Annotated in this window: 28 protein-coding genes and 1 riboswitch; all 28 genes read right to left on the bottom strand. The window is 52.7% G+C overall.

Annotated elements, in window-relative coordinates; translation table 11 throughout:
* Positions 1 to 13: 13 nt before the first annotated feature.
* Positions 14 to 895 carry a flagellar hook-basal body protein gene (locus tag PCH05_RS05910; protein WP_127601432.1) on the bottom strand — a complete coding sequence of 294 codons (882 nt, stop codon included), beginning with the start codon at positions 893 to 895 and terminating at the stop codon, positions 14 to 16.
* A gap of 113 nt (positions 896 to 1,008) precedes the next feature.
* A complete protein-coding gene (locus PCH05_RS05905; RefSeq protein ID WP_127601532.1) occupies positions 1,009 to 2,007 on the bottom strand; it encodes a rod shape-determining protein in 999 nt (332 codons plus the stop codon).
* Positions 2,008 to 2,205: 198 nt separating this feature from the next.
* A complete protein-coding gene (gene spoIIID, locus PCH05_RS05900; protein ID WP_127601431.1) occupies positions 2,206 to 2,487 on the bottom strand; it encodes a sporulation transcriptional regulator SpoIIID in 282 nt (93 codons plus the stop codon).
* 288 nt (positions 2,488 to 2,775) lie between these two features.
* On the bottom strand, positions 2,776 to 3,525 hold the full coding sequence (locus tag PCH05_RS05895) for a M23 family metallopeptidase (protein ID WP_127601430.1): 750 nt from the start codon (positions 3,523 to 3,525) through the stop codon (positions 2,776 to 2,778).
* Positions 3,526 to 3,763: 238 nt separating this feature from the next.
* Positions 3,764 to 5,050: a stage II sporulation protein D gene (gene spoIID, locus PCH05_RS05890; protein WP_430123391.1), complete on the bottom strand. Its 1,287-nt coding sequence runs from the start codon at positions 5,048 to 5,050 to the stop codon at positions 3,764 to 3,766.
* Between the two features lie 551 nt (positions 5,051 to 5,601).
* Complete coding sequence (murA, locus tag PCH05_RS05885; protein WP_127601428.1) at positions 5,602 to 6,954, bottom strand: UDP-N-acetylglucosamine 1-carboxyvinyltransferase; 1,353 nt, start codon at positions 6,952 to 6,954, stop codon at positions 5,602 to 5,604.
* Positions 6,955 to 7,358: 404 nt separating this feature from the next.
* The gene (locus tag PCH05_RS05880; protein ID WP_127601427.1) at positions 7,359 to 7,616 is read right to left on the bottom strand and encodes a DUF1146 family protein; all 258 of its coding nucleotides are present in this window, start codon (positions 7,614 to 7,616) and stop codon (positions 7,359 to 7,361) included.
* A gap of 384 nt (positions 7,617 to 8,000) precedes the next feature.
* Positions 8,001 to 8,414: a F0F1 ATP synthase subunit epsilon gene (locus PCH05_RS05875; RefSeq protein ID WP_127601426.1), complete on the bottom strand. Its 414-nt coding sequence runs from the start codon at positions 8,412 to 8,414 to the stop codon at positions 8,001 to 8,003.
* A gap of 53 nt (positions 8,415 to 8,467) precedes the next feature.
* On the bottom strand, positions 8,468 to 9,871 hold the full coding sequence (gene atpD / locus PCH05_RS05870; protein WP_127601425.1) for a F0F1 ATP synthase subunit beta: 1,404 nt from the start codon (positions 9,869 to 9,871) through the stop codon (positions 8,468 to 8,470).
* A 104-nt stretch (positions 9,872 to 9,975) separates the two neighbouring features.
* Entirely contained in the window at positions 9,976 to 10,842 is an 867-nt protein-coding gene (gene atpG / locus PCH05_RS05865; protein WP_127601424.1) for an ATP synthase F1 subunit gamma, read from the bottom strand.
* A 258-nt stretch (positions 10,843 to 11,100) separates the two neighbouring features.
* On the bottom strand, positions 11,101 to 12,615 hold the full coding sequence (gene atpA, locus PCH05_RS05860) for a F0F1 ATP synthase subunit alpha (protein WP_127601423.1): 1,515 nt from the start codon (positions 12,613 to 12,615) through the stop codon (positions 11,101 to 11,103).
* 16 nt (positions 12,616 to 12,631) lie between these two features.
* A complete protein-coding gene (locus PCH05_RS05855) occupies positions 12,632 to 13,180 on the bottom strand; it encodes a F0F1 ATP synthase subunit delta (protein ID WP_127601422.1) in 549 nt (182 codons plus the stop codon).
* Entirely contained in the window at positions 13,177 to 13,665 is a 489-nt protein-coding gene (atpF, locus tag PCH05_RS05850; protein ID WP_127601421.1) for a F0F1 ATP synthase subunit B, read from the bottom strand. The genes PCH05_RS05855 and atpF overlap by 4 nt, the downstream gene beginning before the upstream one ends.
* Before the next feature lie 128 nt (positions 13,666 to 13,793).
* Positions 13,794 to 14,018 carry a F0F1 ATP synthase subunit C gene (atpE, locus tag PCH05_RS05845; RefSeq protein ID WP_036706394.1) on the bottom strand — a complete coding sequence of 75 codons (225 nt, stop codon included), beginning with the start codon at positions 14,016 to 14,018 and terminating at the stop codon, positions 13,794 to 13,796.
* A gap of 85 nt (positions 14,019 to 14,103) precedes the next feature.
* Positions 14,104 to 14,913: a F0F1 ATP synthase subunit A gene (atpB, locus tag PCH05_RS05840; protein WP_127601420.1), complete on the bottom strand. Its 810-nt coding sequence runs from the start codon at positions 14,911 to 14,913 to the stop codon at positions 14,104 to 14,106.
* 31 nt (positions 14,914 to 14,944) lie between these two features.
* Positions 14,945 to 15,322 carry an ATP synthase subunit I gene (locus PCH05_RS05835; RefSeq protein ID WP_127601419.1) on the bottom strand — a complete coding sequence of 126 codons (378 nt, stop codon included), beginning with the start codon at positions 15,320 to 15,322 and terminating at the stop codon, positions 14,945 to 14,947.
* On the bottom strand, positions 15,315 to 15,569 hold the full coding sequence (locus PCH05_RS05830; protein ID WP_127601418.1) for an AtpZ/AtpI family protein: 255 nt from the start codon (positions 15,567 to 15,569) through the stop codon (positions 15,315 to 15,317). The genes PCH05_RS05835 and PCH05_RS05830 overlap by 8 nt, the downstream gene beginning before the upstream one ends.
* Positions 15,570 to 15,748: 179 nt before the next feature.
* Positions 15,749 to 16,909, bottom strand: a complete 1,161-nt coding sequence (wecB, locus tag PCH05_RS05825; RefSeq protein ID WP_127601417.1) for a non-hydrolyzing UDP-N-acetylglucosamine 2-epimerase — start codon at positions 16,907 to 16,909, stop codon at positions 15,749 to 15,751.
* 21 nt (positions 16,910 to 16,930) lie between these two features.
* The gene (upp, locus tag PCH05_RS05820) at positions 16,931 to 17,560 is read right to left on the bottom strand and encodes a uracil phosphoribosyltransferase (protein WP_127601416.1); all 630 of its coding nucleotides are present in this window, start codon (positions 17,558 to 17,560) and stop codon (positions 16,931 to 16,933) included.
* Between the two features lie 365 nt (positions 17,561 to 17,925).
* On the bottom strand, positions 17,926 to 19,173 hold the full coding sequence (glyA, locus tag PCH05_RS05815) for a serine hydroxymethyltransferase (RefSeq protein WP_164766557.1): 1,248 nt from the start codon (positions 19,171 to 19,173) through the stop codon (positions 17,926 to 17,928).
* Positions 19,174 to 19,278: 105 nt separating this feature from the next.
* The gene (locus tag PCH05_RS05810; RefSeq protein ID WP_127601414.1) at positions 19,279 to 19,887 is read right to left on the bottom strand and encodes a TIGR01440 family protein; all 609 of its coding nucleotides are present in this window, start codon (positions 19,885 to 19,887) and stop codon (positions 19,279 to 19,281) included.
* Positions 19,888 to 19,899: 12 nt separating this feature from the next.
* Complete coding sequence (rpiB, locus tag PCH05_RS05805) at positions 19,900 to 20,355, bottom strand: ribose 5-phosphate isomerase B (RefSeq protein ID WP_127601413.1); 456 nt, start codon at positions 20,353 to 20,355, stop codon at positions 19,900 to 19,902.
* Positions 20,356 to 20,480: 125 nt separating this feature from the next.
* Positions 20,481 to 20,563: riboswitch (ZMP/ZTP riboswitch) on the bottom strand.
* Between the two features lie 72 nt (positions 20,564 to 20,635).
* Entirely contained in the window at positions 20,636 to 21,211 is a 576-nt protein-coding gene (locus PCH05_RS05800; protein WP_127601412.1) for a low molecular weight protein arginine phosphatase, read from the bottom strand.
* Positions 21,212 to 21,355: 144 nt separating this feature from the next.
* Positions 21,356 to 21,916 (bottom strand): manganese efflux pump MntP, encoded by a 561-nt coding sequence (locus tag PCH05_RS05795; RefSeq protein ID WP_127601411.1) that lies wholly within the window; start codon positions 21,914 to 21,916, stop codon positions 21,356 to 21,358.
* 94 nt (positions 21,917 to 22,010) lie between these two features.
* Positions 22,011 to 23,063 (bottom strand): L-threonylcarbamoyladenylate synthase, encoded by a 1,053-nt coding sequence (locus PCH05_RS05790; protein ID WP_246049387.1) that lies wholly within the window; start codon positions 23,061 to 23,063, stop codon positions 22,011 to 22,013.
* Positions 23,064 to 23,376: 313 nt separating this feature from the next.
* Positions 23,377 to 24,147 (bottom strand): stage II sporulation protein R, encoded by a 771-nt coding sequence (spoIIR, locus tag PCH05_RS05785; protein WP_127601530.1) that lies wholly within the window; start codon positions 24,145 to 24,147, stop codon positions 23,377 to 23,379.
* Between the two features lie 158 nt (positions 24,148 to 24,305).
* Positions 24,306 to 25,487 carry an FtsW/RodA/SpoVE family cell cycle protein gene (locus PCH05_RS05780; protein ID WP_127601410.1) on the bottom strand — a complete coding sequence of 394 codons (1,182 nt, stop codon included), beginning with the start codon at positions 25,485 to 25,487 and terminating at the stop codon, positions 24,306 to 24,308.
* A 95-nt stretch (positions 25,488 to 25,582) separates the two neighbouring features.
* Positions 25,583 to 26,812 carry an FtsW/RodA/SpoVE family cell cycle protein gene (locus PCH05_RS05775; protein ID WP_127601409.1) on the bottom strand — a complete coding sequence of 410 codons (1,230 nt, stop codon included), beginning with the start codon at positions 26,810 to 26,812 and terminating at the stop codon, positions 25,583 to 25,585.
* Positions 26,813 to 26,846: the final 34 nt, after the last annotated feature.

Here is a 26,846-nt window from a genome sequence, read left to right as displayed (position 1 = left end):
AGCCTAGCCGGCCTTATACCTTGCCTACTTCGTTTACCGCTTTATCCAAGCTTTTATCGTAAAATTGAATGACTTTCTGATTGGCTTCATACGCGCGCAGCGCCGTATTCATGTCGACCACGACTTCGGATGCGTTCACGTTCGACGCTTCAATATAGTTCTGGCGAACTTCGACGCGATCGTTCGCGCCAAGGGCGCGGACGTCCGCTTCCTGGGGATCGTCGATCCGGAATACGCCTTCGCCTTCGCGGACCATCTGGTAGGGCTGGCCTACCACGGAAACGCCGATTTGCTGTCCGCGCGCTCCGGTTGCCGGATCAAGAATATAACCCTGCTCGTCCACTTTAAAGCTGTCAACAGACCCTGTCAATACAATCGGGCGATTATTCGCATCCAATACCTGGTATCCTGTCGATGTCAGCAATCGGCCGTCCGTGGCTACCTTGAAGTTGCCGTCTTTCGTATACCGTGTATCTCCGTTCGGATCCTCAACCGTAAAGAAGGCTTCCGGTTTATAGGTCACATCGCCGTTGGCGCTCACATTCTTGCCCGAGGCGTCAAATGGAATCACCTGATTTGTTGCCGGATCCCTTACTTCAATGTCGGACACCAGCGCAAAATCCGTCGGCTTGCTGCTGGCCTTAATCACGCCCTGCTGGTACATCGACAAAGCCTCTTCCGCGAATACGCCGGTATTCAGCTTGCCGATCGTCGGAACCGGCGCATCGCTGGTACCGCCCATCATCGTAATTAACATTTCCGGAAAAGAGCGGGCAACGCTGTTAACCTGCTTGTAGCCGGGCGTATTGACGTTCGCTAAGTTCTGCACCGCCGTATCATGGCGGCTCTCCTGTGTCAGCATGCCGGCGGCCGCTGTGTAAAGTCCTCTAATCATGCGAGTGGGGGCACCCCTTTCATGGTCCTGCAATCTATGCCAAGGCAAACGTTTCTTTCGTGCTCTATATTGAACGGGCTGCGCCCGTCATTATTAGTTATTATATCGGCGGGTTAAAACGATTTTTTAACCACTTTATCCAAATTGTCGAGCATGATGCCCGTGCCTTTCACGACGCAATGCATCGGATCTTCCGCAATTAGCACCGGCACGCGCAGCTCTTCGGCGAGCAGCTCGTCCAGTCCGTTCAGTAATGCGCCGCCGCCTGTCAAAATGACGCCGCGGTCGATGATGTCCGCCGACAATTCCGGCGGTGTCCGCTCCAGCACCGACTTTGCAGCCGTCACGATGGAGTATACCGGCTCCCATAGAGCCTCCTGGATTTCGCTTGAGGAAATGGTGATCGTCAGCGGAAGACCGGACACCATATCGCGTCCGCGGATATCCATTTCATCCTGGCGTCCTCCCGGGCGCACCGTTCCGATTTTGATCTTGATATCCTCGGAGGTCCGTTCGCCGATCAGCAGCTTATATTTGTTCTTGATATATTTGACGATAGACTCGTCGAACTTGTCCCCCGCCATTTTAATAGAAGAGGCGGTCACGATGTCGCCCATGGAAAGCACGGCTACATCCGTTGTCCCGCCGCCGATATCGACAACCATGTTGCCGCTCGGCTGGAAAATATCCATGCCTGCGCCAATCGCCGCCGCCTTCGGTTCTTCTTCCAAAAACACGTCTTTAGCCCCACTGCGCTCGGCCGCTTCGCGAATGGCCTTCTGTTCCACCGACGTAATGTTGGTCGGCGCGCAGATGAGAATGCGGGGACGGCTGCTCCAGCTGCGTCCTCCCACACGGTCGATAAAATATTTCAGCATGGCTTCCGTAATGGCAAAGTCAGCAATGACGCCGTCGCGCAGCGGACGGATGGCCACAATGTTGCCCGGCGTACGTCCCACCATTCTGCGGGCTTCTTCCCCGACGGCTAGGACCCTTTTGGTGTCGCTTTCGATCGTGACGACGGAAGGTTCGTCAAGAACAACCCCCTTCCCTTTAACATGTATCAGCACGTTAGCCGTACCCAGATCAATTCCAATATCCTTGCTAAACATCATGAAAAGAGCCCCCAAAGTCATATTTTATGGTAAAAGAGTCCCTGAGCCTTTTGAAAGTCCCTTTTCGACAAGATGCGGCAGGATTATGTACATAGGGAAGCAGGGAACACATTTTTCGACCTTATACCATCTTTTAACATATCATACTTCAGGGGACGGATTCAATGGTTTAAACCGTGTTTGAGCGCGTAAAAATCAGGATTTGGCGGAGGCTACGGCTCCGCGTTTTTTCGTCTTTTTATACTTGATTTTGGTGGCTTCTCCTCCCCGGAGATGACGGATCGACTTGTGATATTCGAGAATGTGCTTGACCTGATCCGCCAAATCCGGATTGATCTCCGGCAATCGTTCGGTCAAGTCCTTATGCACTGTGCTTTTCGAAACGCCAAACTCTTTGGCAATTGTCCGGACCGTGTGCTTCGTCTCCACGATACAACGTCCAATTTTAATCGTCCGTTCCTTGATATAATCGTGCACGCTCCCGCCTCCCTACTGTGGATAGTTTGGTACATTATATGAGGGGCGTGCCTATATATTCGCGCTTTCAGGAGCTGACAAGCTACGCAAGGCCCATTTATTTTCAAAACGCGCAAAAATCCCCCGTAACCGGGGGCCTTGAAGCCCATGCCTGTCCGGAACGGATCTGACGGCTTGGACGCTTGTGGATGCGGCAAACGCAAAGAAGGCAGGGATATATCCCTGCCTTCTTATGGGCATACTCGGTATTTGTATTGACCGAATCACCTTGTACGGACGCCTCCGGTATTATTTTTTCGGAAGCAGATCCTCCGGATTCACCGGTTCCCCTTTTTCATGCACTTCGAAGTGTACGTGGTTGCCGAGATCCTTTTCGATTTCGCTGCGGCCGGCTGTGCCGATCGTATCGCCTTGCTTCACCGTGTCGCCTACTTTGACTTTAACGTCGGACAGCGATTGATACACCGTGGTGACGTCATTATCATGCGTAATTTCGATAACCGTGCCCGTCAGCGGCGGATTCACTTCCACGCGGCTTACTTTACCGGCAAGAGCTGCTTTGACTTCAAACGTCTTATCGTCTTCGCGACCCAGGTCTACGCCGATATTCGGGATAAATGTGTCGTTGTACTGCACCATGGCTGCCTGATTGTTTTCAGCTGTTCCGTCTTTTTCAAAGAAAGGCTTCACGACTTTGACATCCTTGGCATCGGCTACCGGCCATGCCATGTCCACGACAGTAGCGGTAACTTCGACCGCTTGTTCATCCTTGCCTGTTTCCTTGCCGGCTTCGTTCGTTGTGGCTGTAGCAGTGGTTCCTGTCACATTAGCTGAGTCTTCCGCGAGTTTCTTCTGGCTGGCACCCTGATAGACCCAAACTAAGGTTAGTATAATTGCTGCTGCGGCCACGTAAGCTGCCGGGTATACCCACCGTTTGGACAACAGCTTTTTCCATGCAGACGGCTGGCTTACCAGCTCTCCCTGTGATTTTTTAGGAGTTTCTCCATGGTTTTGATTACTTTTGTTTTGTTCATTCATATGGTTATCACCTCAGTAATCATTGTTACCGGGGTCGAACCTTTTATACGTATCTCTTATATTATTTTTTAAAAAAAAGGATAGAGGTCCATCCGAGCTCTATTCTATAAGTATAATCAAAGCCTCCAAGCCTATCATCATGACGAATCCGGATGAGGCCTGCGTATCTCTGCCCCCCGGTGTTCCGATCATGAGGATAGCTTAGAACCATTCCGGCTTCTCCGTCAGAAGCAATCTGTTATTCTTCATTTTTCTTTTTACTATTTATATAATCTGTCGCCTTCGCAAACTGCACGCCGGTATAGTAGTGTCTCATAATATCCGTCGCGGTATAGCCTTCCTTGGCCATGCCCTCGGCTCCCCACTGGCTCATGCCCACCCCGTGCCCATATCCGTAGGTCGTAATCAGCACGTCATTCCCCGAAGTCTTCCAGCTGAATTCGCTGGAGCGGAGTCCAAGCTTCTCTCTCACCTCGCGACCGGTAAAAATGGAGCCTCCGATCTCAATCTCTTTGATCCGGTGTCCCGTCGTCGATGAGAGAACCTGGATGAAGGGCTGGTTCCCTCCCATCGCCGAAGCCGGAACCGGATTGCCGACGAGTCCGAGCTTGGTCAGAAAATCGATTCGGGTCATCTTCACCGTCTCTTCGTAACCGGGCGCCTGCTTGTCCCAGGGACTCGCCACACTGCGCAAATAAGGAATGCTCTGATTCCAGTAGTCCTCCGAATTTTCGGTATAGCCGTTGCCTGTCGAGAAGAACGAGGCGGTAATCGGCTTGCCGTTATACGTCATGATGGTATTGCGGGTTTCCTCGACCGCTCTTTTTACCTTCGCCAGCTGCTCCGTTTTTCCTTTAAAATGATTCTCCAGCTGATCCTTGGCAATATAAGCCTGGTGATTGACCGTATCGGTGACATCGGCCGCATTCCCCGGCACGCCGCTCTTATCCCCGTCCGCCAGTCTGCGCACGATAAAGGTGCGCGCCGCGACCGCCTGCGCCTTGAGCGCCTCGAGATCAAAGCTGGCAGGCATCTCGGCCGCGACCACGCCGACGACGTAGTCTTCGAGTGGCAGCGTCTCCACTTTGTCCGTCTTGTTCAGATAGACGGACACCTGCGGCTGTGCCGCCGTCTGGGGCACAGCCGCGGGCGCGGCCGGCGCGGGTATGGGCGCCGGCTCCGGAGCAGGCTTGTGGTGCGTCGCCACCACAAGCGCGGGGATGAGCAGCGCCAGCGCGAGCAGCCCTCCCGCCGCCCACAGGGCGGGAGGCAGCCTGCGGGCGCTGCCCGGCCCCTGCGGCCGCCAGGCGGAGCCGCGGCCGCGGGAAGGCGGCGGGGCCCATGGCCGCCGCCCGGGGGTCTGCCAGGCGCCTGCGGGCGCGCCTGGCTCCGCAGGCCGGAGCGCTTCGCGCGGCTCCGGCGCCTCGGGCGCAGCGGCCTGCGGCGGCTGCGCGGGGGCATCCGGCAGCGCCCGCAGGTGCTGCCGGGGCTTGTCCGTGCCGGGCCGCGGGCTTGGGCCCGGCATTGCCCCTGCGGCCGGGTGCGATTCCCGGCCGTCCCCCGCCGCCGCCTGCAGATCCGGCGGATGTATTGAAATGTCCGGCTCCGCAGGTTCTCGTCTGTGCGCTACCGATACTTTGATTTGCGTCCGCGGGTCGTTCATAGAATTCTACCTCCGTTCTTCCACGATCATCTGATTTTGGCAGTACATTACATTGAAAGATTGCGTATGGCGTTTTCGGGTGAGCAGCAGACTCTCCGTTTTCTACCTGATATAAATGACGAGAGGCTAAAAGATGCGGCATCCTTCTGTCCGGATGCGGCTTGAACGCGTACCTGTGTATCCAAGCCTCTCTCAATCCCGATATGTATAGTTATGAGCCAAGATAAGATGATAGAACCCTTTTTAAGAGAATCACAAGATTCATATGAACGAGGAACGCCAAAAAGGCCGCATCCCCAAAGGGATACGGCCTTTCGTCATATCGGTACATGGTATCATTTCATTTACAGTAAAGGTTCTTGCCTATTTCCAGTACAATGTTATGCACGTCTCACCTGACACAGGCGAAACGGTTATACCCAAGTTGGCTGGATGTTGAACATCGGAACCTCTTCTTCCAGCTCCACCTTTTTCTTCGCCGGAGCAGGCTGATCCAGCACAGGCTCTTCAACAGAGATCCGCCAGATATCTGCACCCAGCCCGGACAGCTTCTCCGCCAGATCAACATAGCCGCGGTCGATATGATGCGTTCCGCTCACTTCTGTCGTTCCTTCGGAAACCAGACCTGCCAGAATCAAAGCCGCGCCTGCACGCAGATCGGTCGCACATACCTTCGCGCCCTTCAGATGAGCTCCGCCCGTAATAATCGCGGATCTTCCTTCCACCTTGATTTCCGCATTCATCAGCTGGAATTCATCCACATGCATGAAACGGTTCTCAAAGACGGTCTCCGTGACCACACTCGTCCCTTCCGACTTCAACAGCAGCGCCATCATTTGCGACTGCATATCCGTCGGAAAGCCCGGATAAGGAAGCGTCTTGATATCCACTGCCTTCAGCGGATGATTCGCCGTGACACGCACGCCGTTCTCATCCGGCTCGATGCTCACACCCATTTCTTCCAGCTTGGAAATCACCGGACCCAAATGATCGGCAATCGCACCTTCCACATACACATCGCCACCGGTAATCGCTGCAGCCACCATGTAAGTACCCGCTTCAATCCGGTCAGGGATGACTGTATGCTCCGTGCCATGCATTTTCTCGACGCCTTCGATGCGAATCACGCCTGTACCTGCACCGCGAACCTTTGCGCCCATCCCGTTCAGATAGTTAGCCAAATCGACAATTTCCGGCTCTTTCGCCGCATTTTCGATTACGGTTACGCCTTCGGCAAGGGTCGCTGCCATCATAATATTTTCAGTAGCGCCTACGCTGGCCACATCCAAATAGATTTTGGCCCCGCGAAGTCTGCCATTCATTTTCGCCTCAATATAACCTTGTCCAAGACTGATCTCGGCACCCAAAGCCTCAAAGCCTTTCAAGTGCTGATCAATCGGCCTTGTTCCAATGGCACAGCCTCCTGGCAGAGAAATCCGTGTGTGCCCCATTCTTGCGAGCAGCGGACCCATGACCAAGAAAGACGCGCGCATTTTTCGCACCCATTCGTAAGGTGCTTCGCAAGAGGAAATAGCTTGGGCATCAACCCTCATTACATCGTTCTCGTATGTAATGCCTGCACCTATCGATTCCAACACTTTGCTGATTGTAATTACATCGTCAAGAGGAGGCGCATCATAAATGACGCTTACTCCTTCTTCCCCAAGAAGAGAGGCAGCGATGATCGGAAGAACTGAATTTTTTGCTCCGCTGACTTTCACGCTTCCGGTCAGTTTATTGCCACCGCGGACGATAAATTTGCTCATCATGATTCCCTCCGCGTCCATTTTTTTCCACAAATTCTGTATTTTCAAGAAATTACATTGCTAATTCCCTAACTTCCATCATAACACCGACCTTTTCATGGATACAAGCGTTTTTTGGCGAATGAGCCCAAAATACGGCTGATCCTGGGGCTGAAGACCTAGGTTCTGAACCTCAACCGGATCCGTCAATGAAACAGAGGGATTATTTGCGCAAACCGAATCTTCTGTGTAAGAACATAGTCTGCAGCGTTAAAACGGGGTTTTTCCAAGCGTTCATGCTTACATTGTATTAACTGTTGTATTCATTGTTGACATAAAAAAATGTTATTATTCGACAAGCTCATTGTCCATCCGACATGGCGTGTGACAACAACCTATCAGAGATATAACCAAAGACCGCCCGGTTAAAACATGTACTTAATCATTTGGCTCCAGCTCAGGTAATCAAGCAGGAACTTGGCGACGAAGTGTCCTAAAATAATGGCCAGCAGCAGATGCAGGAGCTTGCCCTGGGCGCTTTTCGGAAAGCGGATGAACAGGTCCAGCTTCAGGTTCTGCAAAGCCCACCATGACAGACCAATACAGATCAGAGAGATAATAATCGAGATCAGACCGCTGACGCCCATACTGCCCACCAGGCTGTTTGCGAAGCTTGAATCCATTATGACACCTCCATTCCTTTGAGAATTCATCTAAGGTCCAATTCAAGATGAAGAATCCTAATAATCAAAGGGACTATTATATAATACTGGGCAAAGCGGAAAGAATCCAGCTTCAATATTGTAATTACCAAATTCTTTTTGAATAAAGCGTTTACTTGTCAAAAATCCGCTTTATTTGTGAAGTTTCACGACTCATTTCCTCGGAAATATTACCAAAATTCGCGGAGGATCTTCTTGTGACGCACGAAAAGACACGCTCCACAAATGAACCCCACACCGTGGAGCTTCCTCCGGATTCCGGTCCGATGCTTGCAGGCCTTGAACATCCATTCGTTTCTTTACGTCAAAAAAAAGCCCGTCTCCTTACAGAGACGAGCTGAATGCTTATTTATTTTTGCCGCTGAACACGTTGATCCGGTTAACGGCTTTTTGAAGAGCCAATTCTGCACGGCGATGATCAATTTCATCCTGCTTGCCGCTGACTGCAAGGCGGCGCTCGGCGCGTTCCTTGGCAGCTTCGGCACGCTGCAGATCGATTTCTTCGGCGGTCTCGGCGCTTTCGGCCAATACAACCACCTTGTCCTTACGGATTTCCACAAAGCCGCCATTCACCGCAATCTGGCTCGTTTTCTTGCCAGTTTTAACGATAAGCGGAGCGACTTGAAGCGGGGTAACCATAGGAATGTGTCCCGGCAGGATACCGAGACCGCCTTCCACACCCCGAACCGTCAGGCTTTCTACCTCTCCGGAATATGCCAAGTGATCCGGCGTCACAATTTCCAATAAAAAGGTACTCACGTTCATCCCTCCTGAACAGCTCGCTTCGGCAAGCTATGCTTCCCTTGCAGGACCTATTCCAGTGTTTTTGCTTTTTCTACGGCTTCGTCGATCGTACCTACGAAGAGGAAAGCTGCTTCAGGAAGATCATCGTGTTTGCCATCGAGGATTTCTTTGAAGCTGCGGATCGTTTCTTTGACAGGTACATACGTACCCGGCATGCCGTTAAATGCTTCCGCTACGTGGAACGGTTGGGACAAGAAACGTTGTATTTTACGCGCACGCGCTACGAGCAGTTTGTCGTCTTCGCTCAACTCATCCATACCGAGGATCGCGATAATATCTTGAAGCTCGTTATAACGGGCAAGCAGCTGCTTAACGCCTTGAGCTACGTTGTAATGCTCTTCGCCTACAATTTCAGGTGCCAGGATCCGGGAGCTCGAAGCAAGCGGATCTACCGCTGGGTAGATACCCATTTCGGAGATCTTACGCTCCAGGTTCGTCGTTGCATCCAAGTGGGCAAATGTCGTTGCAGGAGCCGGGTCCGTATAGTCATCCGCAGGCACGTAAATCGCCTGAATGGAAGTTACGGAACCTTTTTTCGTGGACGTGATACGCTCTTGCAGCTGACCCATTTCCGTTGCCAGCGTAGGCTGGTAACCTACCGCGGACGGCATACGGCCGAGCAAGGCGGATACTTCGGAACCGGCTTGGGTAAAGCGGAAAATGTTGTCGATAAAGAGCAGCACGTCTTTGCCTTCTTGATCACGGAAGTATTCCGCCATCGTCAGACCTGTCAATGCTACGCGAAGACGCGCGCCCGGTGGTTCGTTCATTTGTCCGAATACCATCGCGGTCTTGCTGATAACGCCGGAGTCGCTCATTTCATGGTACAAGTCGTTACCTTCACGAGTACGCTCACCAACACCCGCAAATACGGAAATACCGCCGTGTTCCTGCGCAATGTTGTTGATCAGTTCCTGGATTGCAACGGTTTTACCTACACCCGCGCCTCCGAACAGACCGATCTTACCGCCCTTTTGATAAGGAGCCAAAAGGTCGATTACTTTGATACCTGTCTCCAGCATTTCAGCTTGCGTGGACAGTTCATCGTATTTTGGAGCTTCACGGTGGATCGGGTTGCTCACTTCAGCAACCACGTCGCCCGCTTGGTCAATCGGCTGGCCCAGAACGTTAAATACACGGCCAAGTGTTGCGGAACCGACTGGAACCGAGATTGGAGCGCCTTGATCGACAGCTTCCATACCGCGAACCAGTCCGTCTGTGGAAGACATGGCGATACAACGTACCATGTTGTCACCCAGATGGTTTGAAGCTTCCAGGGTCAAGTCGATTTGGCGTCCGCCAGCGACCGTGCCCTCAATTTTAATCGCATTGTAGATTTCCGGTAGTTGACCTCTTTCGAACTCGATGTCGACAACCGCACCCATAATGCTGACTACGCGTCCTTTGTTCATCTTTTTTGTTCCCTCCTACAAGTCTGCTTATATGCAAACCTACATCGTAAGCTGCAATGCTTAACGTCATCCGTTCATGGTTTGTCGTTGCTTTAAAATGGTCCTTATGCCTGAGCGTTGGCTCCGGCCACGATCTCGGAAATTTCCTGCGTAATGGCAGCCTGACGTGCACGGTTGTACGTAAGCGTCAATTCGTTAATCAGCTTGGTCGCATTCTTCGTTGCAGCGCCCATTGCCGTCATTTTCGCTCCCAGCTCACTCGCCTTACCGTCCAGCAATGCGCTGAAAATCAAGGTTTCCGCGTATCTTGGCAGCAATGCTTCAAGCACGGCTTCCGGAGACGGCTCATACTCGTAGCTTGCTGTTACGCCGGTCGCTCCCGTCCCCATGTTTTCCATAGGCAGAAGCTGATCCACTTCAGGAATTTGAGTCAGTGCGTTCACGAAACGGTTATAGCAGATATGCAGTTCGTCGATTTGCGAATCTTCAAACTGGCGTACCGCTGCATAAGCGATCGACTTGATGTCAGAGAAGGAAGGCGTATCGGATAGATCCGTTACTTCCTGCACAACCGGCATTTCGCGGCGTCGGAAATAATCGCGGCCTTTGCGTCCGATGACGAAAATAACGTATTCGTCGGTCGACTTGTGCTTCTCTTTGATCGTCGTCATCACTTTTTTCAAAATGTTGGCGTTGTATCCACCGGCAAGACCGCGATCCGAAGTGATAACCAGGTAACCCGTCTTTTTCACGGGGCGTTTCTCGAACATCGGATGCTTGATGCCTTTCGTACCGGAAGCGATGCTGGCCACCACTTCTTTCAGCTTATCCGAATAAGGACGGGCATGCTGTGCCATCTCCTGCGCTTTTCTCAGCTTGGAGGCCGCAACCATTTCCATCGCTTTCGTGATTTGCTTCGTACCTTGAATACTTTTGATCTGACGTTTTATTTCACGCAATCCTCTTGCCATGTTTTCACCACCTCAGAACTTTAGCGAAGCTAAAGTTTACTTCGAAAGCATAAACCCAAGCTTTGACTGAAGGTCAAAGCTAACATCGTAAGCGTAAACTGAACTTTAGCGAAGCTAAAGTTTACTTCGAAAGCATAAACCTGAACTTTGGCTGAGCCAAAGTTACTTTGAAAGCATTAGCCGAGCTTTGACCGGGTCAAAGCGCTTATATCTGAAAAAGATGAATCCGAGCCTTGCGGCCCGGTTCATGTTAATAGCTTACGCCATAACAGCAAAGCCTCTTTTGAATTTCGCGATCGCATCTTTCAGAGCCGCTTCATTGTCAGCAACCAGATCTTTGGTATCGCGAATGGAAGCCAGGATTTCCGGATGATTGCTCTCCAGGAATGCCAGGAATTCTTTTTCGAAGCGGCGGATATCGCCCACTGGAATGTCATCCAGATGGCCTCTCACTGCCGTGTACAAGCTCGCAACCTGCTGCTCAACCTGGAGCGGCTGGTTAACCCCTTGCTTCAGAATTTCCATCAGTCTTGCACCACGGTTCAAGCGGGCAAGCGTGGATTTATCCAAGTCGGAGCCGAACTGGGAGAACGCTTGAAGCTCACGGTATTGAGCAAGGTCGAGCTTCATACCGCCGGCTACTTTTTTCATGGCCTTGATTTGAGCGGAACTGCCGACACGGGATACAGAGATACCTACGTTAATCGCCGGACGCTGACCTGCATAGAACAGCTCGGACTCAAGGAAAATCTGACCGTCCGTAATCGAGATTACGTTCGTCGGAATGTATGCGGAAACGTCGGAAGCTTGTGTTTCAATGAATGGCAAAGCGGTTAATGAACCTCCACCCAAAGCATCGCTCAGCTTCGCAGCGCGTTCCAGCAAACGGGAATGCAGATAGAATACGTCACCAGGATAAGCCTCGCGGCCTGGAGGACGCTTCAAAAGCAAGGAAAGTTCTCGGTATGCCGCTGCTTGTTTGGACAAGTCATCATAGATGATCAGCGCATGCTCGCCTTTGTACATAAAGTATTCGCCCATTGCACAGCCCGCATAAGGAGCGATGTACAAGAGTGGGGATGGCTCGGAAGCCGATGCTGTAACGATGATGGTGTAATCAAGCGCGCCATGACGACGGAGAGATTCAACCACTTGCGCTACAGTGGATTGCTTTTGACCGATTGCAACATAGATACATTTTACGCCATTGCCCTTTTGGTTAATGATCGTATCGATGGCAATTTGGGTTTTACCGGTTTGACGGTCACCAATGATGAGCTCGCGTTGTCCGCGGCCGATTGGCACCATGGCATCAATGGCTTTGATACCGGTTTGCATAGGCTCATGTACCGATTTACGATCGATAACGCCAGGAGCCATGTTTTCTACCGGGCGGTATTCAGTCGCTTCAATAGGACCTTTACCATCCAGTGGTTCACCCATAGGGTTCACAACGCGTCCGAGAAGACCTTCACCTACAGGAACCTGCATGATGCGGCCGGTACGTTTCACTTGGTCGCCTTCTTTGATTTCCTTGTAAGGGCCGAGGATAACGACACCCACGTTGCTTTCTTCCAGGTTCAGCGCAAGGCCGGAGACACCGTTTGCGAATTCAACGAGTTCGCCGGACATTACGTTCTCAATACCGTGAATACGAGCGATACCGTCGCTTACTTGAATAACGGTACCGACTTCGGATACCTCGATATCTGATTTATATTGTTCAATTTGACTTTTAATCAGCGTACTGATTTCTTCAGGTCTGATACTCAAGTGTCTTCACCCCTATCTACTGTGCTTGTCTAATAAAAGACTTTTCAAGCCGTTCCAGTTTCCCTGCCAGACTGCCGTCATACAGCATATCGCCGATGATGACTTTCACGCCGCCGAGCAGACTTTTATCAACCACGTTATTCACGCGAATTTTCTTGTTAGCCAATGCGCCAAATTGTGCAGCAACGGCCTCCCGTTCCTGCTCACTCAGCGGATAAGTGGAGTACACCGTAGCATCCGCAATTCCGAGGCTTTCGCCTTCGATCCGGATATAGCTATCCAGAAGATCCGTCAGGATATCAGCTCTGCCCCGCTCAATGAGCAGTTCAAGGGTGTTGATGACCGGCTGGGATACTTTTTCTTGAAGGGCTTTTTTCAGCACATCCAGTTTCACTGTTTCGGAAATATTGGGTGTGGAGATAAACTTCTGCACATCACGGTCGGCCGCAATGGCTTCCACGACAGCCTTCAGTTCCTGTTCCACTTCCAGCGTCTTCTGTTGCCCTGCAGCCACTTCAAACAGCGCCTTTGCGTAACGCTTGGCTGCTATTGTTTCCCGGCTCATGGTCTGCCCCCTACCTCTTTAAGGTATTGGTCCACGAGCTCTTCCTGTACATTGTTGCTGCTGACTTCTTTTTCAAGCAGCTTGGAAGCGATCTTCACCGATACGGCGCCAACTTCGCTGCGCAGTTCCTGAACCGCCTTGTTCTTTTCGCTGGCGATGTCGCGTACCGCATCTTCTTTAATGCGAGCAGCTTCTTCTTTCGCCTGTGCCATCAACTGATCAGCCTGTTTGCTGCTCGTTTGTTTGGACTGTTCGATAATTTCGTATGCTTCCTTGCGAGCCGCCTCGAGGGCTTTCTTCTGCTCCTCTACATAAGCGACTGCCTGATCGCGGGTTTGCGATGCTTCGTTCATCTGCTGCAGCACCAGCTCACGGCGTTTTTCCATGATGGAAAAGAGGGGTCCGAAAGCGTACTTGTTGAGAAGCAAATACAAAATCACAAATGCGATTAACGCGAGTACAAAAGACGCGATGTTAATACTCAAATCTAGTCACTCCTTTCCGGTGCACGTACACTGCCGTTCACTCTTGCTTCCGAAAGAATCATATCTGACGGCTAAAAAGAAGGCGCGGATGGCCGTGGCCTTCCCCGCCAAACCTTGCTCGTTTTAAATTATGCTCCTGCGTAGAACAAGAACGCGAGTACTACACCGATGATTGGAAGGGCTTCGACCAGACCTACACCGATAAACATTGTTGTTTGAAGCGTGGATTTCGCTTCTGGTTGACGAGCGATACCTTCAACTGTCTTACTTACGATCAAACCGTTACCAATACCTGCGCCAAGTGCGCCCAAACCTACTGCGATAGCAGCTGCCAAAAATGCCCAAACTCCCATTTGTAAAATCCTCCTTAGAGATGTGTATTTGTTAGAATTTATGTTTAGTTAAGAGTGAAGCGATGCCTCAGCTTAACTGTTGAAGCTAATGTTCGTGTTCGTCGTGCGTCTCGATCATTTGCGAGATGTACACCATGGTCAGGATCGTAAAGACGAAGGCCTGGATAGCGCCGACGAAAATACTGAAGCCCTGCCAAACAATGAGTCCGAGCGCGGAAGCAACCCAGCCTACTGCGCCAAGCGCGGTCAATTTCAGCAGTACGGAGATCAGAACCTCGCCCGCGAAAATATTACCGAATAGACGCATGCCCTGCGTGAGCAGTTTGGCGAACTGTTCGATAACGTTGATCGGGAAGAAGAACCAGTACGGCTGGAAATAGTGTTTGAAATAATTCTTCGTGTTCTTCGTAATTCCGAGGAAATGCGACAACAAGAAGACAATCAACGCCAAAGCCATCGTCACGGAAGCGTCAGCGGTCGGCGATTTCCACCAAGCTACGCCAACTTCCTCTGATTCCGGATGCTTAGCAAACTCCTCGGTTACGGAGACAATCTCCTTGCCGAAGATGTGAGCATGACCTGCATCATGATAATCGGTTACGATACCAAACGGCAAGCCGAGCAGGTTCGCCACGAAGATGAACATGATGAACGTGAGGCCAAGAGACAAGAAGTGCTTCCCTTTTTTCCAGTCCATCGTGCTGGAAATCAGGCCTTGAACGAATTCAACCGCCCATTCCATGAAGTTCTGCAGTTTGCCCGGATTTTCCACGGACAAGTTTCTTGTTGCCAGCTTGGCAATAACAAACACGACAACGCATGTCACGATGAGCATTAGGATAATGGAAAGGTCGATTGGAATGCCGCCCAATTCAATAATCGGTGATTTATGCATATTTTTCTCACCCCTTTCTCAGTTGAACAATCTACTCTTCTTTACGAGACAATCGAATTCCTATGAATAAGAGAAGGAACTGCGATAAGATCAGGGTAGCTGCTACAGCGTAGATATTGAACGTGTCCTGATTTTGATAAGCCAGGACGACGGCCAACACGCTAAGGGCTGCGCGGGTCATAAACCCCATATTCACCTTTTTACCTTCTCCGCTGGTGACAGTATCCAACACTTTCTGCACCTTGTACCCCAGATAAAAGCTGTTAAGCAAGCTCACGCTGGAGCCAAGCACCATACCCAGCGCAATGCCCCGGTATTGCGGAAAGACAGCAGCACCCAAAAAGCAAAGGGCCAGGAAATAAAGTGTGGTTCTGGTCAATACCCTGCGGTATTTCCATAATTCATTCATCACTTTCCCCCATGACTGCCTTGGTGATCATAAAAACGCTTACGCCACCGATCAGGAGCCCAAGCAGAACGCCGAAAGCGATCCAGAGTCCGGGTCCTCCCAGAACCTTGTCCAGCCAGGAGCCCAAATAAAAGCCTCCTAAGGTGCATGCAGCAAGGTCAATGCCGATTGCGCTTACAAGTCCCATATATTTCATGGGGCTCGCCGTGTTTTTATTGGTTTTTTTAGGCTTTTCAGGTTTACTCATTTTCAGTCCACCCTCATAATCCCAGTTCATTTTACTGAATGTCACAAGAGTTTGTCAATTGAGCGAATTGATGTCGAAATGGCCTGAAACTATGAAAATAATCACAGCAAAACGCTCCAATACCGTGTAAACCGTACAGTTTAACTGTATGCTGTACTCTTCGCCCTAAGAATGTTGCCTTAACTTTCCTTTGTGAACTTTCTGTGAAATTCTTCGGGGCGTTCATTTTTGATGCCAAAATGATGCAGAATCGCCTGAACTATCCGTTCCGAAGCCTTGCCGTCCCCATATGGATTTGCCGCGCCGCTCATGGAATCATAGAGCTTCTGATCGGACAGAATGGCTTTGGCGCGTTCGTAAACCTTCGCCTCATCCGTGCCGACCAGCTCCAATGTGCCGGCCTCGATTCCTTCCGGACGTTCGGTAGTATCGCGAAGCACGAGAACCGGAACGCCGAACGAAGGAGCTTCCTCCTGAAGACCGCCCGAATCCGTCAGAATCAAATGGGTATGAGGATAAAAATTATGCAGGTCCACCACATCCAGCGGTTCGATCAGTTTGATTCTCGGATGTCCGCCAAGAACCGCATGCGCAGGCTCTTTCACTGCGGGGCTCGGATGAACAGGATAAACGATGGCAATATCGTCGAACTCGTCCGCAAGGCGTTTGACCGCCCGGAAAATGTTCATATGCGGCTCACCCTGCGATTCGCGGCGATGCGCGGTCATCAGAACCAGCCTTTTGCCCGCGGCCCAATCCAGAACCGGGTGATGGTAGTCAGGCTGTACGGTATATTGAAACACATCCGTTACGGTGTTGCCTGTGACATATATTCTTGAATCATTTTTGTTCTCTTTCCGCAAATTGCCCGCAGACCAGTCGGTTGGCGCAAAATGCAGATCGGCCAGAACGCCTGTCAGCTGGCGGTTCATCTCCTCCGGATACGGAGAGAGCTTGTTCCAGGTCCGTAGACCGGCCTCCACATGTCCTACCTGGATCTGCTGCAGGAACGACGCATAGCTCGCCAGGAAGGTCGTCAGCGTGTCTCCATGGACCAGAACGATATCGGGCTTCGCATCGCGCAGGACAGGCTCCAGCCCTTCCAGCACGCGAATCGTGATCTCGTTCAGCGTCTGGCGGTCCTTCATGACGTCCAGATCATAGTCCGGCTTGATTTTGAACACCTCAAGCACCTGGTCCAGCATCTGGCGATGCTGCGCCGTAACGCAGACTACCGACTCGATATGCTCGGGATGCTTTTCCAGCTCCAGAATGAGCGGGGCCATCTTGATAGCCTCCGGACGCACGCCGAAAATAGTCATTACTTTTATTTTAGACATGAGCTTTTACCTCTTTTCGCTTCACTTGGTTCCGAACAGTCGGTCACCGGCATCGCCGAGCCCAGGCACGATATATCCATGGTCGTCCAATTTTTCGTCAAGCGCGGCGACATAGATGTCTACATCCGGGTGAGCTTCCTGTACGGCTTTCACGCCTTCAGGCGCTGCGATCAGATTCATCATTTTGATCTGGGTGCAGCCGCGCTTCTTCAGAACGTCAATTGCCGCGATCGCAGAGCCGCCTGTGGCCAGCATCGGATCAATCACGATCAGCTCGCGCTCCGTTACGTCTGTAGGCAGCTTCGTGTAGTATTCGACAGGCTGCAGCGTTTCCGGATCGCGGAACAAGCCGACATGGCCCACCTTTGCAGCCGGAATAAGCTTCAGAACCCCTTCAAGCATGCCAAGACCCGCACGCAGAATCGGAATGAGTCCGAGCATGCGTCCGGCCAATACCTTGCCGTCCATTTCGGCGACCGGCGTCTGAACCTTCACGGTCTCCAGCGGAACCTCGCGCGTAATCTCATAAGCCATCAAAGAAGCAACTTCATCAACAAGTTCACGGAAATCCTTTGTGTTTGTCCGCACATCACGGATAAATGTCAGCTTGTGTTGAATCAAAGGGTGATCACAAATCACCAGTTTTCCCATTGTTTGTCCCTCCGGTAATTGTAAGTCTTAGTGCTGCCAGTGCCGGTTTTGCATGTGCAAATACGTGCAGGTACACAAATCTTGTTTATTATATCATTCCCTGAATTGAAATTGCACCTACATTCAGTGAAATAAACCTTCTTTCACGGTCACCCGGATGGGCTTTACCTGCTGATGAGAATCCTGATGTTTATTTTCGCCATAATATGCAGCAGATTAAACATTTGGTTCCAAATGGGTAGAAAAGCCCGGAGGAAGCGGAGCCATGGGAAATCATCATATTACTGCACACATTGATGCCTTATCAAGCAAAAAGGGCCGGAAGCCAAGCTTCCAGCCCTCACCTTTACGAGCGAAAAATGGTATTAATAGTTCAGTTCCGGATACAGCGGATATTGATCCGTCAGTTCCTTCACCAGAGCCGCTGCCTTGGATAGCACCGTATCGTCATTCGGCTGTTTCAGCGTCATGGCGATGATTTCTCCGATTTTCACCATCGCAGCTTCATCCATGCCGCGCGATGTGGCGGCTGGCGTACCGATACGGATACCGCTGGTAACGAATGGGCTGGTCGGATCGAAAGGAATCGCGTTTTTGTTGACGGTAATACCGATCGAATCCAGCACCTTCTCCGCTTCCTTACCGGTAATGTTCACGCTGCGCGTATCGACCAGCATCAGATGGTTGTCTGTGCCGCCGGACACGATGTTCAAGCCTTCGCTGATCAGGGTTTCAGCCAGAACCTTGGCATTCTTCACGACGTTCTCCGCATAGGTTTTGAAGGAAGGATCAAGAGCTTCGCCAAGCGCAACGGCCTTGGATGCGATCACGTGCATCAGCGGTCCGCCTTGGGAGCCCGGAAATACGGCTTTATCAATGGCCTGCGCCCATGGCTTTCTGCACAGGATCATGCCGCCGCGAGGTCCGCGCAGCGTTTTGTGCGTTGTCGTCGTCACGAAGTGGGCATGCGGCACAGGGCTTGGATGCACGCCTGCGGCTACCAGACCGGCGATATGCGCCATATCCACCATGAAGAGGGCGCCCACATCGTTTGCGATCGAAGCGAAGGCTTCAAAATCGATCGTGCGCGGGTACGCGCTGGCACCGGCTACGATCAGACGGGGACGGTGCTTGAAGGCCGCCTTGCGGACTTCGTCATAGTCGATGAGGAAGCTGTCTTCCTGCACGCCGTAGGCAGCGAAGTTGTAGAGAAGTCCGGATGCGTTGACCGGGCTGCCGTGCGTCAAGTGGCCGCCATGGGCCAGGTTCATGCCTAGAACGGTGTCGCCAGGGTTAAGGGCGGCAAGGTAGACGGCCATGTTCGCCTGCGCGCCGGAATGCGGCTGCACGTTGGCATGCTCTGCGCCGAACAATTGCTTGGCGCGGTCACGGGCGATATCCTCCACGATATCGACGCGCTCGCAGCCGCCGTAATACCGTTTTCCTGGATATCCTTCCGCATATTTGTTGGTCAGGACGGAGCCCATGGCTTCCATCACCGCTTCACTGACAATGTTCTCCGAGGCAATCAGCTCAATGTTGCTGCGCTGACGCTTCAGCTCCAAATCCATCGCTTCCAGCACAGCCGGGTCCTTCTTACGCAATTGATCCATAATTCCTAGTTCCTCCCTTAAGTTCAGCTATCTATTTTTTAATGCAGAATTACTGAAAATGTACCTGAATTGAGCTAAAGTCGTATCTTGCCTCAGTTCAATGTATTAATCGCACAGATGGGCGCTGCCCTCGTCCGGACCGGCATCCATGCGGTATACCGCACGTTCCCCGCCGATCAGCTTAGGCCGCGTATAGGCGCTGTTCACGCGGGCTTTGCCCACGTAACGCAGCTGAGTGCGGTACGGAACGGCGACGCGCCGCAGGTGCATGCCGATCAGCGTCTCCCCGATATCGATGCCGGCGTCCGCCTCAATCGTTTCGGCCAGACACGGATTGCTCATGGAGCGGTAAGCCGCGCTTGCCATAGAGCCTCCGGCTTTGGGTACCGGAACAGCCGCCACTTCGGTCAGACGAAGGCCTTCCAGAAGGGATCGTTCCACGACCAGCGCACGGTTCAGATGCTCGCAGCACTGAAACGCGACGTCAAAGCCGAATTCCTTACGGACCTCCTCGATGCCTTCCAGCAGCTCATTCGCCACTTCGAGAGCTCCCGAGGTGCCGATCCGCCGGCCGGCCACCTCGCTCGTGCTGGTCCCGACCACGACTACCTTGCCGGAGCCAAGCCCCACAGCCTCCGCCAGCTCGCGTAAAATTCCCGACACTTGCTCTTTTAGTGAAACTTCCGATGGAATGCCTGTTTCCGCCGATTCCATACGAACACCTCCCTAAGACTGCAGATAACGGTCCTCAATCGCCTTGATTTTGTTGACGCGTCCAACATGGCGCTCGCCTTCGCTGAATGGCGTGCCGATCCAGGTCTTCGCAATTTCCTGCGCGAGGCCGGGGCCGATGACGCGCTCGCCCATCGCCAGCACATTGGAGTCATTGTGCTCTCTCGTTGCTTTCGCGGAAAATACGTCATGTACCAGCGCGCAGCGGATGCCGGGAACCTTGTTGGCCGCAATGCTCATGCCGATACCGCTGCCGCAGATTAAAATGCCGCGGTCAGCCTCGCCCGAGATGACTTGCTCGCAGACAGGCAGGGCATAATCCGGATAGTCCACGGAGCTATCGCAGCTGCATCCCACGTCCACCGCTTCATGTCCCATTTCCTGAATGACGGCAATGATGTCTTCCTTTAAACGCACTCCCGCGTGGTCTGTTCCCACAGCAATCTTCATCTTTCGTAAACCTCCCTGAAATTCGTGCTTGTGTGACTTCTTGTACCATTATACCCTATTTCAGAGCCCCGAGATGAAGGTTCTTTAATACAAAAAAGAGCAGTCCGCGGTTAACCGCAGAATTGCTCTTTCGCCCAGGCGACCGGCCGTATACTCCGGTGCTCCATCGTGGTTTCATCCACACTCGTCGCCAGTTACACCGGATCTTAAGTTTTCACAACCATCATAAATCATTCAAGTTCGAAAAGCAATGAGGAATATTTTGCCTCTGCATGTGGCGTTAAGGCTCCAGCTTATCCAACAGCCGCTCGATGGCCGTGCGGATTTCCGCCGCCGCCAAATCATAGTCTTCACGCGAGCCCCCGAACGGATCGGAGATGTCGAAGCTCGGAATCCGCTGCTGAATCTCAATCAGCCGTTCCCGTTCTTCATCGCTAAGCTCCTGCCCGAGCGAACGCTTGACCTCCCAGGTCGCATACAAGCTGTCCAGCTCCGCCAGATCATTCAGCACTTCCTTGTCGCTCTCCGCATATTCCTTCAGGGTATATACTTTATCAGCCGCCTGCGGAAAGCTCCGGATCACATGCTGCTTATGCCCCTGCGTCAGCGTAAGGATCAAATCCGACCACTCCACCGCCTCGCTTCCCAGCGGCTTGGATGTCAGACGGTCATCGATATCATGGTCGCGCAGAACCGCCTCCGCATGCCGCGACATCGACATGCCGTCCATCGCCGCCACACCGGCCGAACGGGCTTCGACCGCAAGCCCGCGGTCCTTTGCGATTTTGCGTAACAGAGCTTCCGCCATCGGGCTGCGGCACGTGTTCCCCGTACACACAAATAAAATATGCTTCACGTTTATCGCACCTCCCGGATTGTTCAAGTTATGGTATAAGAAAAACAACATTCTCCAGCGTGCTTCCCATTGAACAGTTTTCGCAGATGTTTTTCTTGTGATAATAGAATAACACAGTCTCGTTGCTTAACCTTTCCAACAGCTTCAAAAGATAAAGGCGAGGCCAAAGGCCATCAGAATGACGCCTCCCAGCGCCTCTCCGAATTCACCCAAATTACGGCTGACCCTCCGCCCGAGCAGCAGGCCCATCACCGACAGTGCCCCTCCGCAGATACCGAAAGCGAGTACCGTCAGAAGCAGATCGCTCCGGAACATCCCCAGCGACACCCCGACCGAAAAAGAGTCGATGCTGACGCTCAGCGAAAACAGGAGCATGCCCAGCAGCGAACGGTGATCAATCATCCGGGTCTCCCTGGCTTTAAACGAGTTGAACACCATATGCGCGCCCAGCAAAATCAGCAGTCCTCCCGCAGCATAGTTGGTAACTTGTCCGAGCAGCGAGCTCATATACTGGCCGGTAAATATACCCAGCAGCGGCATTAGAATGTGAAAAAATCCGATAAGCACGCTGATTCTCAGCACATGTAGCAGACGGATCCCTTTCATACCGATACCGATTCCAAGCGAAAAAGCGTCCATCCCCAAGGCTGTGGCCATGATCAGGATCGTAATCAGCTGCCCCAAGCCGGCAGATGTCTCCAACATTCCAACTCCCCCATGTCCGTTAGGTTCTTGTACAACCATATGCGGACACAAGGACAATCATGACTTGTACATGCGGACAGGATCCTCCGGCGGCTCAGCCGAGGCGAATAACGGTTTGCCCGGCCGCCTTGCGAAGCCGGTTCATAATTGCAGCGCCCAGCCCATCCTCGGGACAAGCCTCGGATAAAATATAGCCGATGCGCTCTTCATCCATGCGGCGAAGCAGGGCGTATAACCGATGCGCAGCCGTGCTCAGATCGGAAAGGCTGCCCAGCGACAGAACGCAGTCCGCCTCATATGAGCCGATGTGCTCGTCGAAGGCAAGCACACCTGTCCGCTCGCCGCGCGCAGCGGCTTCTTTCAGGCTGCGGCTGATCCATGCGGAAACTTCGGCCTGCGATTCCCCGGTCACGATGCTGAGCTCACCCTTCGGGGCATAGTGCGTGTATTTCATTCCCGGAGCCCGCGGTGCCTGATCGCTTACGCCTCCCGATTCGGGAAGCAAGGCAGGATCGAGCTGCACCGGAACGCCGGCAGCCAGCGACAGCTGCTCCAGGGTAACGCCGCCGGGGCGCAGAACCGTGATGGCGCCGTCCTCCTGCACCTGTACAACGGTCGACTCCACGCCGACCCCCGTCGCGCCGCCGTCGACAATCCCGTCGATCGAATCGGCCAAATCCTCAAGCACATGGCCGGCCAATGTCGGGCTCGGACGTCCGGAACGGTTCGCGCTCGGAGCCGCAACCGGACATCCGGATTCTTCAATCAAGGCCAGCGCGACCGGATGGTCCGGCATACGGATGCCTACCGTATCGAGACCCGCGGTAACGCGCGGAGATAATACGCCCTCCCGGACCGGAAGCACGATGGTCAACGGTCCCGGCCAGAAGGCATCCATCAGCTTCCGCGCTGTAGGACCCACCTGCTGCACAAGCTCATCCAGCTGCTCGTCCTTCGCTATATGGACGATAAGCGGATTATCCGAAGGCCTGCCTTTGGCGGCAAACACGGCCTCCACGGCCGACGTCACGCGCGCATCGGCGCCCAGGCCGTATACGGTTTCGGTCGGAAAAGCAACCACGCCGCCCTGCCGCAGCAGAGCCGCCGCTTCTTTCAGCAGCCCTTGCAGCCTCGCAGGCTCGGACATGGCTGCGGAATCAATATGCCAATGGGGGGTGGACGGCATCCGCCCAGCGCCGGTTTCTCTATCAGTATGCGTCATTTCCATCCCGTCTTTCTCTTCGTAGTTCATCCAGCAAAAAAGCGCCGGGTAGCCGGGCAAATGCCTGCTGTCCAAACGCTTGCAGCCCTTTGTCCCGTAGACTTCAGGCACTCCTATTTTAAGCCGTCAAGCCGCTTCATTTGTAAACGTTCCTTTTTCGCCTTACCAGCAGCTTATCTTTCGTATTTTAGCACAGATCTTCGTCAAGCGTAATTCCAGCCGTATATGCGGCTTTCGCTCAGAACAAGGATTTGATCCAGCCGAAGATGCTTTCGAGCACGTCCCAGAGAAAGAAGCGAACCTGAGGCTCGGACGCCTTGGCCGGTACCTGCTCGGTAGCTGTTACCGCCTGCGTCTTCGCTTCGGAAGGGGTATATGACGTCTTTTTCACCTTGCCGTCTTTGCCGTCTTTGCCATCCTGCGCTTTGGCGGCGTCTGCTTTCGCCGATGCTTTCGCTGCGGCCGGCTGCGCCGCCGCGTCGCCGCTTCCCGCATCGATAAAGCAGAGCGGCGGGAACAGCACGCACCACCAGTTTTGGCCTTTTCCCTCACCAAGCGTGATTCTTAGCGCTTCGTAGTTGCCTGCCGGATACACGGTACCTCCGTATAGCTTCGTCGGAAAAGGAACGATGGCCAGCTCAACCTGATAGTCATAAGTAATGCCCTTCTTTGCCAGCTCTTCCCCCACCAGATCATGCAGCTCCGGAAGATGGCGGCGAATCGTCGCACGCGCTTCATCCAGGCTTTGCGGATCCTCCAGCTGCTGCACCCAGCCGTCCATTTCGGCGACCACGGCATCGCGAATCTCCCTTTTGACGAGCTGATCGTTTGGATTATCCGAGTTGGCGAGGATACGCAGGCGTATGGATTCTTGCGGAATCGGTCCACCAGCCAAGGCGGCATCGGTTTTTTGGGCGTCCCAGGTCATTGCGAGCATAAACAGGATACAACATATTATGGCGGTATTCTTAACGAGAGACCGGAGGCGGTCTTCCTTGTCATGATTCATAAGCATATCATTCGTTCCCCCTCTATCAAAACCTCTATGATACTGATCATTGTGTCCGGATTTGATAGAGTCTAAACCTATGAATCTCTCAAAAATGAAAAAAGACCGGCAAGCTTTCTCCCTTATAGAGAGATACGCTCGCGGTCTTCTCGTTTTCTTCAGGCGTGCTTCGATGCTGAAAGCTTTTGGGTCTGGGTAACAATATCCTCGCTGACTTCATGGCCGTGAACGCGTACGCTCATCACGATGCCGATGCTTGCCACGTTAATCAGCAGCGAAGTACCGCCGTAACTGATAAACGGCAGCGTGATGCCGGTCAGCGGCATGATGCCGATAAAGGCGCCGATATTCTCGAAAATCTGATAGAGCATCATCGAGATCACCCCGACGATCAAAAGCGGGCCGGCCCGGTCCCGGCATTCGAGCGAGATCAGAATCATGCGGTGAATCAATATAAAGTAAAGCAGCAGCACGACCGAGGAACCGACGAAGCCGAATTCCTCCGCGATTTCCACGAAAATCGAATCGGAGTACGTATACGGAACGCGGCCCGACTGAACGGAGGTGCCCTTCATGTAGCCTTCGCCCAGCATGCCGCCGGAGGCGATGGCGAGCTTGGCGTTTTTGGTATGGTAGGAGGCTTTCGCCGTCGCCTTGTCCGGAACCAGCCACGGATCGATCCGTTCCGTCCAGTGGGTCCGTCCGATTTTATTCAGGAAGCTCTCGATGTTGTCGTGATAGTGAATGTACGAAAGAATGCCGCCCACGGCAGCAGCCGCCAAAATAACGAGCGCGAGAAAAGCATGTAAAAACTTGATATTGCCGATCCACAGCAGACCGAGCAAAATCAGCACGTAGCTGAGCGCATTTCCCAGGTCATTCTGGAGCATGACGATCGCAAACGGTATGAAAGCCAGTCCGCCGATCGGCAGCACATCCCGCCAGAGAGATAATTTGGCCTTCGGCCGTTTCATCAGCAAATAGGTCAGGAAAATAATCAGGAGCAGCTTAAACAGCTCCGCCGGCTGCAGACTGAAGCCGCCGAGCTTTAACCAGCCCTGCGCACCATTGACGTCCGAACCGAAAAAGTTAACCACGATCAAAAGCGCTATCCCGAATAGATACAGATAGAGCGCATATTTAACGAGCACCTTGTAATCCAGCAATATCAGCGCAAAAAAGGCGACGAATGCCATGATGTAGAACTCGATCATCTTGATGTGGGAGCCCTCGAATTTGGTTCCGACGGTCACGCTGTAGATGGCCATAATACTGATGCCCATGAATATGAAAAGGATAAATACGACGACATAATCCACTTTTTTCAGCTTTTGAAGCATTTGCTATCCTCCTGTGCGGGGCTTACCTGTGCCCCTCTTGCCGTGATGCTTGTCAAATCTCACTTGTCTATTGTAAAGGAATAGCCATGCTAGATTCAATTCCTGATAAATCCATTGCGGATCCGCTGGACGGTTTTGCTGAAAAAGCCCTGTTTCACCTGCTGCTCAAGCAGTGGATAAGACTCCTCCTCTTCCTGTCCGTGAATCCGGATGCTCATGACGAGGCCGACGCTCATCATGTTAATCAGAAGCGAGGTGCCCCCGTAGCTGATAAAAGGAAGCGTGATGCCCGTCAGCGGCATCAGTCCGATGAATGCGCCGATATTCACGAAAATCTGGTAGACAAACATTGTGATGATCCCCGTGATCAAATACGGTCCGGCCCGGTCCCGGCAGTCGGCCGCGATCAGGACCATGCGGTGAATCAGAATAAAGTACAGCAGCAGCAGCACGGACGACCCGATAAACCCGTATTCCTCCGCTACTTGCACGAAAATGGAGTCGGCATAGGCCAGCGGAACACGCTCCGACTGGATGGTCGTTCCCTTCATGTAGCCTTTCCCTTCGATGCCGCCCGAACCGATCGCAAGCTTCGCGTTGTATGTCTGCCAGCTGACGTCGCGGGAAGCGAGATCCGGAACCAGCCACGGATCGAAGCGCGCAATCCAGTGTTTTTTGCCGAGGTCGACGCTGATCAGCTGGACCGCCTTGTCGTGATAATGGACGTAGGCCTGAACACCGGTGTATATCGCCGCGATGCCGACGGACAATGCAATAAACGCATGCGTGTATTTGATGCGTCCGATCCAGAGCAGTCCGGCCAGGATCATCATGTAGCTAAGTGCGTTGCCAAGGTCGTTCTGCATCATGACCAGCATCCACGGTACCAGCGTGATGAGGCCAAGCGGCACCACGTCTCGCCAAAAGGAAAGCTTGTTTTTGCGTTTGCGAAACAGCATATACGAGAGGAAGATGATCAGAAACAGCTTGAACAGCTCGGCCGGCTGCAGACTGAGGCCGCCCGGAAGCGTCATCCAGCCTTTGGCCCCGTAATATTCGTTGCCGACGAACAAGACCAGCACCAGCAGTGCGAGGCCAAAGAGATAAATATATATCGCATACTTGATCAGCAGTTTGTAGCTGACCAGAGAGAAACCCAAAAAAGCAGCGAAGCCGACCGCATAATATACGGCCATGCGCTCCGTGTAATGTCCGACCTTCGGCCGGCCCGTCGTCACGCTGTAAATGGAAAACAGGCTGAAGACCATGAGCGCCAGCAGGATCAGTACTATGGACATATCCATTCGCTTGAATTTCTGCAGCATGCGGCATCCTCCAATTTAATCCGGGATGAATCCC

The sequence above is a fragment of the Paenibacillus chibensis genome (assembly GCF_004001045.1).
Taxonomy (GTDB): Bacteria; Bacillota; Bacilli; order Paenibacillales; family Paenibacillaceae; genus Paenibacillus_AQ; species Paenibacillus_AQ chibensis.
Note: the sequence above shows the minus strand (reverse complement) of the source record. Positions and strands in the feature narration are given on the sequence as shown.